This window comes from Pseudomonas sp. Root71 (genome assembly GCF_001429045.1).
Lineage (GTDB): Bacteria > Pseudomonadota > Gammaproteobacteria > Pseudomonadales > Pseudomonadaceae > Aquipseudomonas > Aquipseudomonas monachiensis.
Map to the genome: position 1 here is coordinate 26270 of NZ_LMHY01000001.1, position 14096 is coordinate 40365.

Annotated in this window: 14 protein-coding genes; 6 read left to right on the forward strand and 8 right to left on the reverse strand. The window is 60.0% G+C overall.

Annotated elements, in window-relative coordinates; genetic code table 11:
• Nucleotides 1-61: 61 nt before the first annotated feature.
• The 6 genes from ASD95_RS00140 to ASD95_RS00165 form a co-directional block, all read right to left on the reverse strand.
• Complete coding sequence (locus ASD95_RS00140; protein WP_056726705.1) at nucleotides 62-841, reverse strand: N-acetylmuramoyl-L-alanine amidase; 780 nt, start codon at nucleotides 839-841, stop codon at nucleotides 62-64.
• A 92-nt stretch (nucleotides 842-933) separates the two neighbouring features.
• Nucleotides 934-2913: a GGDEF domain-containing protein gene (locus tag ASD95_RS00145; protein WP_056726706.1), complete on the reverse strand. Its 1980-nt coding sequence runs from the start codon at nucleotides 2911-2913 to the stop codon at nucleotides 934-936.
• Nucleotides 2910-3788 (reverse strand): endonuclease/exonuclease/phosphatase family protein, encoded by an 879-nt coding sequence (locus ASD95_RS00150; protein WP_056726707.1) that lies wholly within the window; start codon nucleotides 3786-3788, stop codon nucleotides 2910-2912. Before ASD95_RS00150 ends, ASD95_RS00145 begins: the two co-directional genes overlap by 4 nt.
• A 14-nt stretch (nucleotides 3789-3802) precedes the next feature.
• On the reverse strand, nucleotides 3803-4444 hold the full coding sequence (locus ASD95_RS00155) for a thiol:disulfide interchange protein DsbA/DsbL (protein ID WP_056726708.1): 642 nt from the start codon (nucleotides 4442-4444) through the stop codon (nucleotides 3803-3805).
• A 200-nt stretch (nucleotides 4445-4644) separates the two neighbouring features.
• On the reverse strand, nucleotides 4645-5274 hold the full coding sequence (locus ASD95_RS00160; RefSeq protein WP_056726709.1) for a c-type cytochrome: 630 nt from the start codon (nucleotides 5272-5274) through the stop codon (nucleotides 4645-4647).
• Between the two features lie 45 nt (nucleotides 5275-5319).
• Nucleotides 5320-5610, reverse strand: coding sequence for a c-type cytochrome (locus ASD95_RS00165; protein WP_008002190.1), 291 nt, complete (start codon nucleotides 5608-5610; stop codon nucleotides 5320-5322).
• Nucleotides 5611-5801: 191 nt separating this feature from the next.
• Here ASD95_RS00165 and yihA point away from each other — a divergent pair, with 191 nt between their 5' ends.
• The gene (gene yihA, locus ASD95_RS00170) at nucleotides 5802-6446 is read left to right on the forward strand and encodes a ribosome biogenesis GTP-binding protein YihA/YsxC (RefSeq protein WP_046042671.1); all 645 of its coding nucleotides are present in this window, start codon (nucleotides 5802-5804) and stop codon (nucleotides 6444-6446) included.
• Nucleotides 6447-6769: 323 nt separating this feature from the next.
• On the opposite strand, the gene polA is transcribed toward yihA, so the two are convergent.
• Complete coding sequence (polA, locus tag ASD95_RS00175) at nucleotides 6770-9574, reverse strand: DNA polymerase I (protein ID WP_056726710.1); 2805 nt, start codon at nucleotides 9572-9574, stop codon at nucleotides 6770-6772.
• A gap of 74 nt (nucleotides 9575-9648) precedes the next feature.
• Between polA and ASD95_RS00180 the strand changes: the two genes are divergently transcribed.
• Nucleotides 9649-9939: a DUF2782 domain-containing protein gene (locus tag ASD95_RS00180; RefSeq protein WP_015092908.1), complete on the forward strand. Its 291-nt coding sequence runs from the start codon at nucleotides 9649-9651 to the stop codon at nucleotides 9937-9939.
• Between the two features lie 57 nt (nucleotides 9940-9996).
• On the forward strand, nucleotides 9997-10950 hold the full coding sequence (locus ASD95_RS00185) for a homoserine kinase (RefSeq protein WP_056726711.1): 954 nt from the start codon (nucleotides 9997-9999) through the stop codon (nucleotides 10948-10950).
• Nucleotides 10951-11029: 79 nt separating this feature from the next.
• On the opposite strand, the gene znuA is transcribed toward ASD95_RS00185, so the two are convergent.
• Nucleotides 11030-11950 (reverse strand): zinc ABC transporter substrate-binding protein ZnuA, encoded by a 921-nt coding sequence (gene znuA / locus ASD95_RS00190; RefSeq protein WP_082563011.1) that lies wholly within the window; start codon nucleotides 11948-11950, stop codon nucleotides 11030-11032.
• A gap of 66 nt (nucleotides 11951-12016) precedes the next feature.
• Here znuA and zur point away from each other — a divergent pair, with 66 nt between their 5' ends.
• The 3 genes from zur to znuB are packed head-to-tail and all read left to right on the forward strand — an operon-like array spanning nucleotide 12017 to nucleotide 14065.
• The gene (zur, locus tag ASD95_RS00195) at nucleotides 12017-12499 is read left to right on the forward strand and encodes a zinc uptake transcriptional repressor Zur (RefSeq protein ID WP_056726713.1); all 483 of its coding nucleotides are present in this window, start codon (nucleotides 12017-12019) and stop codon (nucleotides 12497-12499) included.
• Entirely contained in the window at nucleotides 12499-13284 is a 786-nt protein-coding gene (gene znuC, locus ASD95_RS00200; protein WP_056726714.1) for a zinc ABC transporter ATP-binding protein ZnuC, read from the forward strand. Before zur ends, znuC begins: the two co-directional genes overlap by 1 nt.
• Nucleotides 13277-14065, forward strand: coding sequence for a zinc ABC transporter permease subunit ZnuB (znuB, locus tag ASD95_RS00205; protein WP_046042679.1), 789 nt, complete (start codon nucleotides 13277-13279; stop codon nucleotides 14063-14065). The genes znuC and znuB overlap by 8 nt, the downstream gene beginning before the upstream one ends.
• Nucleotides 14066-14096: the final 31 nt, after the last annotated feature.

The following is a 14096-nucleotide window of genomic DNA, read 5'->3' on the forward strand; positions in this document are numbered from 1 at the left end:
GGATTACCAATGAGTTATAGCTGCTGATTGGAAAAAAGCCCTGACCGTCGGGCGGGCGTCATTATTTTGTCTGATTCAACACCAAAAGTAGCGCGGCAGTTTGCGCATCCGGAGTGCCATCGAAGTGCGCCGGACGGAAATGCATCTGGAATGCCGCGATCACATGTCGTGTCGCGACATCGAGCTCGCCGGTTTGTGGCGAGGCATAACCCAGGCGGGTCAACTGCGCCTGAAACCAGCTGATGCTCGGCAACTGCTCGGCGAACAACATTTGCTGGCGCGCCACCGCCTGTTCATTCGGCCAGATACCCAGGCCTTCGGCGGCCAGACGCTTCCAGGGAAACAGCGGCCCCGGGTCCAGCTTGCGCAAAGGTGCAATATCGCTATGGCCGATGATGTCGCGAGGCTTGATGCCCTGACGTTTGCTGATGTCCTTGAGCAATACGATCAACGACTGGATCTGATCTTCGGTGTAGGGATACCACACGCGTCCGGTCGGGGTTTCCTTGAAGCCCGGATTGACGATTTCGATACCGATGGAACTGGAGTTCAGCCAGGTCCGGCCATTCCATTCGCTCTCCCCGGCGTGCCAAGCTCGCACATTTTCATCCATCAGCTTGTAGATGGTGGCGCCCTTGTCGTCGCCGATCAGGTAATGGCTGCTGACTTCACCGTGGGTCAGCAATTGCAACGAACGCTCCAGCGAGGCATTGGTGTAATGCACCACCACGAACTGCACACGGCTGTCGTAATTGGCTGAGGGATGACTGGTGTCAAAACGGGGACCGCCGGCGCAGCCGGCCAGCAGAATCAGTGACGCAATCAGAGCAAAATATTTCATGGCGAAGGCAGTACACACAAGACAATAATGCAACAGTGTAACGTAATGCCTGGCGGGCTGACGGCAATCAAACAAAATGGAACAATTGACGATCAGCCCGGCTCCACGCGATTGCGTCCGGCATTTTTTGCGCGATACAGCGCCTGATCGGCTCTTTTAAGCACCTGATCGCCGTGTTCACCCGGCCTGAACGCCGTCATCCCGATAGACACGGTGATGGTCACCGGCTCTCCCTTGAAGTGGAAAGGACAAGCCTCAATGGAGGCCCGCAAGGCTTCCAGCAACTTCAACCCCGCCGCTGGCACCGTGGATGGCATCAACAGCACAAACTCCTCGCCGCCAAACCGGGCAATGAAATCCGTCCCGCGCAACCGCTTGCGCAACACACTGGCGATGATTTTCAGCACTTTGTCACCGGCCAGGTGCCCGTAGTTATCGTTGATCCGCTTGAAATGATCGAGGTCGAGCATGGCAAGCAACAACGTGTTGCCATGTTGCTGCCATTGTGTGATTTCATGATCCAGGCGCTCGCTCCAGGCCGCACGGTTGGGCAGCCCGGTCAACGGGTCGACCAATGCCTTCTGCCGTTGCTCTTCAAGGTGCTCGCGGTAACCCTGGGCCTCCTGCTCCATATGGGCGACCCGTTCGGCCAGGCTGTGCAAGCGCGCAGCGACCTCCTGCTCGCGCTCATCGCGTTGTTTCTGGTGCTGGTCCATGGTACCCAGCAAGCCTTCGAGATGGTTTTCCAGTACGTGCTTGAGATCCTCCAGGTCCGCCGCTTCCTGCATGCTGCTTTGCAGGCCATCGACCTGTTCACGGATCTGCGTATCCATCTGCCGCGCAGCCGAACGGTTGTCGGCGTGCCCTGCGGTGGCGGCCTGCAAGTTGCTCTGGAACGACTCGAGACGCTCGTTCAATCGTTGCAGATAGGCTTCGAACTCATGCTGGCCGCTGTCGGTAATAGCCAGCATCAACGTGGCGAAGTCGTCGAGGATCGGCAGCAATTCGTACCAGTTCAGACCGTTTTTCAAACGATCGCGCATGGATTCGGCTTGCGGGCGATGACGTTCGGGCAATGTCAGGTCGTCGAGCAGCCCCAGCAGCGTGTCTTCGATGTGACTGGCCACCGAGCTGTAGGAGGGCTCGGGGGAATCCGGAAGTGCATAGAGAATATCGTGTTCGGATAGCGCCTGATCGACGACGGCCACATCCTCCATAGGCATCGGAGGTAAAGGCAAGCTTTCCGGCGAAACTTGCGCGGTCAGCTCGTCAGGGTTTGCTTCCGATTCAGGAGTCGTCGCGATGGTTTCCGGGGCGGACTGCCCGGCCGATTCGATTTCTGCCGCGACGGCACTGGCCGGTTGAGGTTCCACAGCCGGGTGGGCAAAAGCTACGATTGCCGGAGCAGGCGCAGCCACGGTTGGCCCGGTCGGTGCAGACTCACCTTCAACTCGCGCAGCGGGGGGTACCTGGAAAGTTGCCGCAGGATTCCTGGCTACAGAGACCAGATCAGGAGAAATAACCGTTGATGCCGCTGCCTCCTCCGCTTCACGACCGCCGAACAACCGCTGCAGCAAGCCCGGCCGGCCATTCTCCGTCGGGGTCTCCAGCTGGCTCAGGGCCTTGCCCTGCAAGCCACTCAGCTCGCTGAGCAGCAAGGGTATCTCACGTGCCTGACTGACTCGCGCATCCAGTTGCTTGGCGAAACTCTTGAGTGGCCGACTCACATCCCGTGGCAACGGCAATGTTTGCAGTTGTGTGACCAGCGCATTGAGGGCGGCACTGGTCTGGTTGACCCGGGTTTCCCGACGCTGCTCCGAGTCGAGCACTGCCTTTTCAAGGCGTGGAATCAGCGCGGCCAGGCCTGCGTCCATGTCGTCGGTGCGCACGACCTCGCGCATTTCTTTCATGCATTGGTCAACGGCGCGGTCAGTACCTTCCGCCGCCAGGGTGCTGCGCACCAGCCCGCGACGCAGCAAGTCGAGCCGCGCGTCCCAGCGACGTTCGAGCTTTTCCTGTTGTTCGATGCTTTTGAGGTATTTCTCTTTCCAGCGCTGTGCTTCGTCGCTCATTCAGGGGTTCCGCGAGGGGCAGGACTCAATGCGGGCAATGCATCGGCCGTGAGCGAACCCGGCAAACGAATCTCTACCGCTACCGGCAGGTGATCGGAAATGGGCTGTGCCAGCACCTCGACCTTTTCCAGGGTCAGGCTCGGGCTCAGCAAGATATGGTCCAGGCAGCGCTGTGGGCGCCAGCTGGGAAACGTCGCTTCCAGTTGCGGCGCAAGCAGGCCGAGATCGCGCAACGGGGAATGTTGCAGCAGGTCACTGGCATGGGTGTTCATGTCGCCCATCAGTACCTGGTGCTTGTAGTCGCCAATCAACTCGCGGATGTAGGCCAATTGCAGGCTGCGGGCCCGGGCGCCCAACGCCAGGTGCATCATGACCACCACCAGCGCTTCCGGGCCTTCGCCGAACCGCACCAGAATGGCTCCGCGCCCCTTTGGCCCCGGCAACGGATGATCCTCGATTGCCCATGGGCGCAACCGGCTGAGCACGCCATTGCTGTGCTGGGCCAGGCGACCGAGATTGCGATTGAGTTGTTGATACCAGTAGGGAAAGGCACCGAGCTGGGCCAGGTGTTCGACCTGATTGACGTAGCCTGATCGCAGGCTGCCGCCATCGGCCTCTTGCAAGGCGACCAGATCGAAGTCGCCCAGCAGATTGCCGATTTTCTGCAGGTTATCGGCACGCCCGGTGTGCGGCAGCAGGTGCTGCCAGCCCCGGGTCAGGTAATGCCGGTAGCGCTCGGTACTGATACCGACCTGGATATTGAAACTGAGCAAGCGCAGACGACTGTCTGCGGGCAAGCCCGTGGACTCCAGATGATGCTCGTTGACCCGCGGATCATGCAGGCCAACGATGCGTTCAGTACCCCATCGGCGCATGGCAGTGACTGCCCTTAGTTGGCGGCAGCCTTGTTAGCCGCTCGCTCTTTGTCGATCAGTTTGTCGGCCAGTTGCAAGGCCTGTTCGGCACCGCCGGCGGAACCCACGTCAAAGCGGTACTTGCCATTGACGATCATGGTTGGAACGCCGGAGATTTCGTACTTCTTGGCCAGTTCACGAGCCTTGACGATCTGGCCCTTGATAGCGAAAGAGTCGAAAGTCGCAAGGAACTTGTCCTTGTCCACGCCTTGGGTAGCGAGGAAGTCGGCCATGTCGTTCTTGTCGGTCAGTTTCTTGTGTTCTTTCTGAATGGCATTGAACACCGCGGCATGGACGTTGTGTTCGACACCCATGGCTTCAAGGGTCAGGAACATCTGGCCGTGAGCGTCCCACGGGCCACCGAACATGGCTGGAATGCGCACGAAGTTCACGTCCGAAGGCAGCTTCTCGACCCACGGATTGATCACTGGCTCGAAGGCGAAGCAATGCGGGCAGCCGTACCAGAACAGCTCTACCACTTCGATCTTGCCAGGCACGGCGACCGGAACAGGGTTGGTCAGTTCGACATAAGGCGCGGCGGGGGCGTCAGCGGCCTGGGCAGTCATGCCGAACAGGCTGGCAGCGGCAAAAACGGCGCTGATGATCAGATTACGCATGCTTTACTCCTGGACAAATTTTATCGCCTCGCGCGACTTGTTATCGGACAGATCCTGGCGGGCTTGAGTTCTGTAGTGTAACGGCAGCGGCCACAAAAAAGGGCGGCCAAGGCCACCCTTTTTATACTTGCTGTGACGGATTAATCGAGCGTTAACACTGCAGGCGATAAGCTCGCCGCTCAACGCCTGATCCGCCGGCCTTAGTGCAGGCCTTGAATGTAGCTGGACACCGCGGCGATGTCTTCGTCGCTCAGCTTCTTGGCAATGCTCTGCATGGGCTTGGTATCGCCGTCGTTGGTGCGGCCGCCTTCTTCCTTGCGGAAATCGACCAGTTGCTTGCCGACGTATTGAGCGTGCTGACCACCCAGGTGCGGGAAACCGGCAGCCGCGTTACCTGCGCCATTTGGCGAGTGGCAACCGGTGCAGGCTGGCAAGCCCTTGGCCAGGTCACCACCACGGAACAGGGCTTCACCGCGAGCGACAATCTTCGGATCGGCGGCACCGACGCTACCTTTCTGGCTGGCGAAGTAGGCGGCGATGTCCGCCAGGTCCTGATCGCTCAGGTTGGTGAGCAGGCCGGTCATTTCCAGAACAGTGCGCTTGCCCGACTTGATGTCGTGCAATTGCTTGGTCAGGTAGCGTTCACCCTGACCCGCCAGTTTTGGAAAGTTTGGCGCCATGCTGTTGCCATCCGGGCCGTGGCAGGCGCCACAGACGGCGGCTTTGGCCTGGCCGGCTTTTGCATCACCCGGTTGTACTGCCTCACCTGCAGCATGGGCCATGCCGGAGATGCCCACGGTCAACAGCAGACTCACGATCAATTTCTTCATCAGCTAATCCAACTACGGCTAAGGGTTAAGAGTTATGGACCGGGCTTACTCGCTCATCCAAAGGATGATGGCTTGGTAATCCTCGGCACTGCAGTCCATGCACAAACCACGCGGCGGCATCGCCTTGAAACCCTGGGTCACGTGTTGCACCAGCGTCTCCATACCTTTCGCCAACCTCGGCGTCCAAGCTTCCTGATCGCCTTTTTTCGGCGCCATGGGGAGTTGGCCGGAATGACAGGCACCACAAACACGGTTGTACACAGCTTCCGGATCCTGTGTAGCCTGAGCGCTGTAAAGCGGCATCAATACACCGGCAGCTAGCAGCCATTTCGTCATAAAACGACCTTTTCAGGGTTGAGAGCGAGCTGCGTTCTAGTGCGCAATCAAGGTCTGTCGCTCTCGTGAACTTCATCCTACGCTGGGACAAAGCGCACACAAAATCTGCGGCATTATATACTGGCGTCACTGAAACGGAAGCGACACTGCTTGCCGCACCCATTCCTGGCGCCGCCCACATCGGAAATCCCATGCAACTCAAGAATCCCATCCTCGGTCTGTGCCAACAGTCCACCTTCATGCTCAGCGCCGCCAAAGTCGACCAATGTCCGGATGACGAGGGCTTCGAAGTCGCCTTCGCCGGGCGTTCCAACGCCGGCAAGTCGAGTGCCTTGAACACCCTGACGCACGCCAGCCTGGCGCGCACCTCGAAAACCCCGGGGCGCACGCAACTGTTGAATTTCTTCAAGCTAGACGATGAACGCCGTCTGGTCGACCTGCCGGGCTACGGTTATGCAAAAGTACCGATCCCGCTCAAGCAACACTGGCAGCGTCACCTGGAGGCATATCTGGGTGGTCGCGAGAGTTTGAAAGGTCTGATCCTGATGATGGACATCCGCCATCCGATGACCGATTTCGACCTGTTGATGCTCGACTGGGCCGTGGCTGCCGGCATGCCGATGCACATTCTGCTGACCAAAGCGGACAAGCTGACCTACGGCGCGGCCAAGAACACACTGCTCAAGGTTCAGGCGGAAATCCGCAAGGGCTGGGGCGACCTGGTGACAATCCAGCTGTTTTCGGCCCCGAAACGCATGGGCCTGGAAGATGCCTACACCGTACTGGCCGGCTGGATGGAACTGGCGGACAAGGGTGCCGAAGCAGAAGCCCAGTAATTGCGAAAACTGCCTGCGGTGCACGCGGGCAGTTTTCTCGGGGCAAAAAAAACCCCGGGCTTCATATGGGGAGGGAGAAGTTCCGGGGTTGAAGCTCTAGACCGCTAGGGCGGGGTCCAGATATCTGCCAACACTTAACACAACATAGGAGCATCGAAGGGCTTCACCAGCCATTCAGTAACTCTGAGTGGTGGTGTGCAAGATTAGTTCAGATTTTTTTCAAATGGGTTTGAAATAACTCTGATAACCCTTCGGACCAAACTGTTTTTTGCGCCCTTCTGCCGCGGCACTATGCCGCAGCAGAAAAGGTCTTTTCAGGGGGCTCAGTGAGCCTCATCCCAGTTGTTTCCAACACCCACTTCGACCAGCAACGGCACATCCAGTTTCGCCGCCTCGCTCATGTGCACGCGAATTTCATCGCGAACCTGGTCGACCAGGTCTTCACGCACCTCGAGCACCAGCTCATCGTGCACCTGCAAGATGACTTTGGCGTCGAGGCCCGACACGCTCAGCCAGTTATCCACCGCGACCATGGCTTTCTTGATGATGTCTGCAGCGGTGCCTTGCATCGGCGCGTTGATCGCCGTGCGTTCGGCGGCGGCGCGCTCTTGCGGCTTGTTGGAGTTGATGTCCGGCAGGTACAGGCGACGGCCGAAGAACGTCTCGACATACCCTTGCTCGGCGGCCTGGGCACGCGTGCGGTCCATGTACTGGCGAACGCCGGGGTACCGGGCGAAGTAGGTATCGATGTAGGCCTTGGCGGTCTTGGTGTCGACGCCGATGTCCTTGCCGAGCTTCTGCGCGCCCATGCCGTAGATCAGGCCGAAGTTGATCGCCTTGGCGCTGCGGCGCTGGTTGGAGGTCACGTCGGCCAATTCGACCTTGAACACTTCGGCGGCGGTCGCGGTGTGTACGTCCAGATTGTGGCGGAAGGCGTTCATCAGCCCTTCATCCCGGGACAGGTGCGCCATGATCCGCAGTTCGATCTGCGAATAATCCGCCGCCAGCAGCTTGTAACCGGCCGGGGCCACGAACGCCTGGCGGATGCGCCGCCCTTCGGCGGTGCGCACCGGGATGTTCTGCAGGTTCGGATCACTGGAGGACAGCCGCCCGGTGGACGCCACTGCCTGGTGATACGAGGTATGGATCCGCCCGGTACGCGGGTTGATCTGCTCCGGCAGACGGTCGGTGTAGGTGCTTTTCAGCTTGCTCATGGAGCGGTATTCCATGAGCACTTTCGGCAATCGATAGTCGTCTTCTGCCAGTTTGGCCAGCACTTCTTCGGCGGTGGACGGCTGGCCCTTGGCGGTTTTCTTCAATACCGGCAGGCCGAGCTTCTCGTAAAGGATCACGCCAAGCTGCTTGGGCGAACCGAGGTTGAATTCCTCACCTGCAATCTCAAAGGCTTCACGCTCCAGCGCCACCATCTTGTCGCCCAGTTCAATGCTTTGCACGCCCAGCAAGGCGGCGTCGACGTATGCGCCCTGGCGCTCGATACGCGCCAATACCGGTACCAACGGGATTTCGATGTCGGTCAGCACGCTGGCCAGGCTCGGAATGGCCGAGAGCTTTTCGAACAGGGCATGGTGCAAGCGCAGGGTGATATCTGCATCTTCGGCGGCGTAGGGCCCGGCCTGCTCCAGGGCGATCTGGTCGAACGTCAGCTGTTTCACGCCTTTGCCGGCGATGTCCTGAAAACTCACTGTGGTGTGGTCCAGATACTTCTGCGCCAGGCTGTCCATGTCATGGCGCGTGGCCGTGGAGTTGAGTACGTAGGACTCAAGCATGGTGTCGAAGGCGATGCCACGCACGGTAATGCCGTTGTCCTGATCGCCGCCGATGGCGCAGTTGGCCAGGATGTTCATGTCGAACTTGGCGTGCTGGCCGACCTTGAGTTTGCTCGGGTCTTCCAGAATCGGCTTGAGTACGCGCAGGACCGTATCGCGATCCAGCTGCTGCGGCACGCCAATGTAGGAATGGGTCAACGGGATGTAGGCCGCTTCATTGGCCTGAACCGCGAACGACAGGCCCACCAGTTGCGCCTGCTGCGCATCGATGCCGGTGGTTTCGGTATCGAAGGCAAACAGTTTGGCGTTGTTCAGCTTTTCCAGCCAGGCATCGAACCGCGCCTGATCGAGGATGGTTTCATAGGCGGCTTCAGCAGCGGCGGCTGGCGCTTCGGCCTCTGGTTCGCTGAACAGATCGGCGGCCGGTGCAGGCTCGGCGGTAGCGCTCAGCTCCAGACGCTTGGCATCCCTATCGAGGTCGTTCAACCAGCTCTTGAATTCCAGCAGGGTGTACAGCTCGTAGAGTTTGGCCGGATCTTCAGGACCCATTTGCAGGTCATCGAGCCCAACGTCCAGCGGCACATCGACCTTGATGGTCGCCAGCCGATAGGAAAGGAAAGCCATTTCCTTGTGCTCTTCGAGCTTGGCCGGCAGGGTCTTGGCGCCGCGAATCGGCAGGGTCGGCACAATGTCGAGCTGCGCATAGAGTTCGGTCAGGCCCCCGTTCACACCGACCAGCAGGCCGGAAGCCGTTTTCGGGCCAATACCCGGAACACCTGGAATGTTGTCGGACGAATCGCCCATGAGCGCCAAATAATCGATGATCTGCTCCGGAGCGACGCCAAATTTCTCCTTCACGCCCTCCACGTCCATGCTGCTACCGGTCATGGTGTTGACCAAGGTAATGTGACCGTCGACCAGTTGCGCCATGTCCTTGTCACCGGTAGAGATGATCACCGGACGATCCGCCGCCGCGCTGCTGCGGGCCAAGGTGCCGATCACGTCATCGGCCTCGACGCCTTCGACGCACAGCAGCGGGAAGCCCAGGGCGATCACGCTCTGGTGCAGCGGCTCGATCTGCAAGCGCATGTCGTCGGGCATGCTCGGACGGTTGGCCTTGTATTCGGCGAACATCTCATCGCGAAAAGTCCCACCCTTGGCGTCGAACACCACGGCGAACGGACTGTTCGGATATTGCTTGCGCAGGCTCTTGAGCATGTTCAACACGCCCTTGACCGCGCCGGTCGGCAGGCCTTTGGACGTGGTCAGCGGTGGCAGTGCGTGAAAGGCGCGGTACAGGTAAGAAGAACCGTCCACCAGGACGAGGGGGGCTTGGCTCATGAGCAGGATCAACCTTTTCGGCGGGTCCGGCGCTAGAATAGCGGGACCGTTGACGACAAAGGGACAAGGTTATCATGCGCACACTAAATCGCCTGTTGCTGGCTGGCTTGTTTGCAATCACACCACTGGCCGTCATGGCGGCGGACGATGCGCCATCGCCGGAACCGGATGTGACTATTCGCACGGAAGGCGACAACACGATCAAGGAGTACCGCCAGAATGGCTTCCTGTATGCCATTCAGGTAACACCGAAGGGCGGAAAACCGTACTTTCTGGTGCGGGCAGATGGATCGGACGGTAACTTTATCCGCTCGGATCAGCCCGATATGCTGATTCCGTCGTGGAAGATTTTCGAATGGAAGTAGTTTCTTAATTTCAATCGGCGCCGGCTCAACAGCGGCGCCCGTACTGGCAGCTTAAACATGTCTGTGTTCACCCCCCTGGCTCGGCCCGAGCTGGAAGCTTTTCTCGCCCCTTATGGCCTCGGCCGCCTGCTTGATTTCCAGGGGATTGCCGCCGGTAGCGAAAACACCAATTTCTTTATCAGCCTGGAGCAGGGCGAATTTGTCCTGACCCTGGTCGAGCGCGGCCCGGTTCAGGAAATGCCGTTCTTCATCGAACTGCTCGACGTGCTGCACGGCGCGGACCTGCCGGTGCCTTATGCCTTGCGCACCACCGACGGCGTGGCCTTGCGCGAACTGGCGGGCAAGCCTGCGTTGCTGCAACCGCGCCTGGCCGGCAAACACATCAAGCAAGCCAACGCGCAACATTGCGCGCAGGTAGGTGAGTTACTCGGCCATCTGCACCTGGCGACCCAGGCCAACATGATCAAGCGCAAAACCGATCGCGGCCTGGACTGGATGCTGGAAGAGGGCACGCAGTTTTTGTCGCACCTCGGTGGTGCCGAACAGAAAGAGCTGCTGCAGCGGGCGCTGGAAGAAATCACCCGGCAGAAAGAAAAAATCCTGGCACTGCCACGGGCGAACATTCATGCCGACCTGTTCCGTGACAACGCGATGTTCGAAGGCACGCACCTGACCGGGTTGATCGACTTCTACAACGCCTGCTCCGGGCCGATGCTCTACGACGTGGCGATTGCCTTGAACGACTGGTGCTCGGACGACGATGGCGTGATCGATGGACCACGAGCGCGGGCCTTGCTCGGCGCTTACGCGGCCTTGCGACCGTTCACCGCCGCCGAAGCCGAGTTGTGGCCGACCATGCTGCGGGTCGCCTGCGTACGGTTCTGGTTGTCACGCTTGATCGCCGCGGAGTCGTTCGCCGGGCAGGACGTGTTGATTCACGATCCGATGGAGTTCCAGTTACGCCTGGCGCAGCGCCAGACGGTCAATACGCCGCTGCCTTTCGCCCTTTAAAGCAAAGATCGCAGCCTTCGGCAGCTCCTACGGAGCAATGTAGGAGCTGCCGAAGGCTGCGATCTTTTTGTTTCAGCGGTTACAACGACTCCAGGCACCCTGCCAGATCATTCCCCAACTTCTCCAACACCTGCTCATAGCCCTGAGCGGTCGCCGGCGTGTACCCGCCCAGCGCATCCAGTTCAGCCAGCTTCACTGGCAGTCCGGCCACCAGGGTTTCCGCCAGGCGTGGCCGCAGCGGTGGTTCACTGAACACACAGGTCTTGCCGACTTCCTGCAACCGCGCGCGCATTGCCGCGACATGCTGGGCACCGGGTTGCACTTCGGCCGCGACGCTGAACACACCCACGTGCTTGAGGCCGTAGGCGTCTTCGAAGTAGTCGAAGGCTTCGTGGAAAACGAAGTAGGGCTTGCCTTGAACATCGGCCAGGCGTTTCTTCAGGCGCGCATCCAACGCATCGAGACGCTCGTCGAAGGCTTTCAGATTGCTCTGATAGCGCGCGGCATTTGCAGGATCGGCGGCAATCAAGTCAGCCGCCATTTTCGTGGCGATGACCCGGGCATTGACCGGCGACAGCCACAGGTGCGCATCCAGACTGCCCGGACGGTGATCGTGGTCGTGCTCGTCGGCTTCTTCGGCGTGTGAGTGGTTATCTTCGGCAAAACGACGCAGTTTCATGCCCGGCAAATCCTGCACGGCGACGTTAGGCAACGTACGACCATTGAGCACCCGTGGCAGGAAGCCTTCCATGTCCGGGCCGATCCAGTACAGCAGGTCCACCGACTGCACCTTACGTACGTCGGAAGGCCGCAACGCATAGTTATGCGGCGAAGCACCCGGTGGCAGCAAAACCTCGGGGATCGCCACGCCGTCCTGCACTGCAGCCGCGATCAACTGCAGAGGCTTGATGCTGGTAAGGACCTTGACCTCGGCCTGCGCCGAACCGATCAGCAGAAAACTTGCGATAAATGCGACAAAAACAGAAAAAAGTCGGGACACGATGACCACTCGAAGAGGCGAGAACGGGTAACATAATAACGTCTCTCACAATCGTCGTCGCCGCTCATGCTCAAAACACCGATCGCCAGCCGTCCCCACGACCACTCACATTGCGTTCACAGCGCTTTGTCCGAGGCCGATGCCCTGTGCGCGCGTCAAGGCCTGCGCCTGACCGCGTTGCGCCGGCGAGTGCTGGAACTGGTGTGGCAAAGCCACAAGCCGCTGGGTGCCTACGACATTCTCGCAGTCCTTAGCGAACAGGACGGGCGCCGCGCCGCGCCGCCGACGGTGTACCGCGCGCTGGATTTCCTGCTGGAAAACGGCCTGGTCCATCGGATTTCCTCGCTCAACGCCTTCATCGGCTGCAATCACCCGGAACATGCTCACCAGGGTCAGTTCCTGATCTGCCGTGCGTGCCACGCCGCGATCGAACTTGAGCAAAAATCCATCAGCGACGCGATCATCGCCAGCGCCAGGGATGTCGGGTTTGTCGTCGAAGGCCAGACCGTCGAAGTGGTCGGTCTCTGCTCGGGTTGCCAGGGGGCTTGATGAGCAACGCGCTGATCCGTCTTGAACAGGTTGCCGTCACGTTCGCCGGGCAACCGGTGCTGGACAACATCGAACTGAGCGTCGAGCCGGGGCAGATCGTTACCCTGATCGGCCCCAATGGTGCCGGCAAAACCACCCTGGTGCGGGCCGTGCTCGGCCTGTTGAAACCGGACAGCGGCAGCGTCTGGCGCAAGCCGAAACTGCGGGTCGGTTACATGCCGCAAAAACTTCACGTCGATCCAACCCTCCCGCTGTCGGTCCTGCGTTTCTTGCGCCTGGTACCGGGCGTGGACCGTGCGATGGCCTTGGCGGCACTCAAGGAAGTCGGCGCCGAACAGGTGATCGATAGCCCGGTGCAAAACGTTTCCGGTGGCGAAATGCAACGCGTGTTGCTGGCCCGGGCCTTGTTACGCGAACCGGAACTGTTGGTACTCGACGAACCGGTACAGGGTGTCGACGTGGCCGGCCAAGCTGAGCTGTACAGCCTGATCACCCGCCTGCGTGACCGTCACGGTTGCGGCGTGCTGATGGTCTCCCACGATTTGCACCTGGTGATGAGCACCACCGACCAGGTGGTTTGCCTCAATCGTCACGTCTGCTGTTCCGGCCATCCCGAGCAGGTCAGTGGCGATCCGGCTTTCGTCGAGCTGTTCGGAAAAAACGCACAAAGCCTGGCGATTTATCACCACCACCACGACCACGCCCACGACTTGCACGGCTCGGTGGTCAAGGCGCCCACACCGGGCCAACCCCATGTTCACGGAGATAGCTGCAAGCATGGCTGATTTTCTGCTCTACGCCCTGCTTGCAGGCTTGGCCCTGGCCGTTGTCGCAGGCCCGCTGGGGTCTTTCGTGGTCTGGCGGCGCATGGCCTATTTCGGCGACACCCTGTCTCACGCGGCATTGCTCGGCGTAGCCCTGGGCTTCCTGCTGGATGTCAGCCCGACCGTTGCCGTCACTGTTGGCTGCTTGCTGCTGGCGGTGATGCTGGTGACCCTGCAACAACGCCAGCCGTTGGCGTCCGACACGCTTTTGGGAATTCTCGCACCCAGCACGCTCTCTCTGGGCCTGGTGGTACTAAGCTTCATGCACGAAGTGCGGATCGACCTGATGGCATACCTGTTCGGCGACCTGCTGGCGATCAGCCCGACCGATCTGGCCTGGATCCTTGGCGGCAGTGCTGCTGTACTGCTCTTGCTGGTTGCGTTGTGGCGCCCATTGCTGGCGATCACGGTGCACGAAGAACTGGCCAGGGTCGAAGGCCTGCCGGTGGCGGGATTACGCCTGGCCTTGATGCTGTTGATCGCCGTGGTGATTGCCGTGGCGATGAAAATCGTCGGGGTGTTACTGATCACTTCGTTGCTGATCATCCCGGCGGCTGCGGCACAACGTCACGCCCGCTCGCCGGAGCAGATGGCACTGGGCGCGAGCCTGCTGGGCATACTCGCCGTGTGTGGCGGGCTGGCGTTGTCCTGGTTCAAGGACACCCCGGCCGGCCCGTCGATTGTGGTGACGGCCGCCGCGCTATTTCTGCTGAGTTTTGTTCTGCCCCGTCGAGGGGTGTAGACTTGCTCGTTTTTTGCGCAAATAGAGAGTC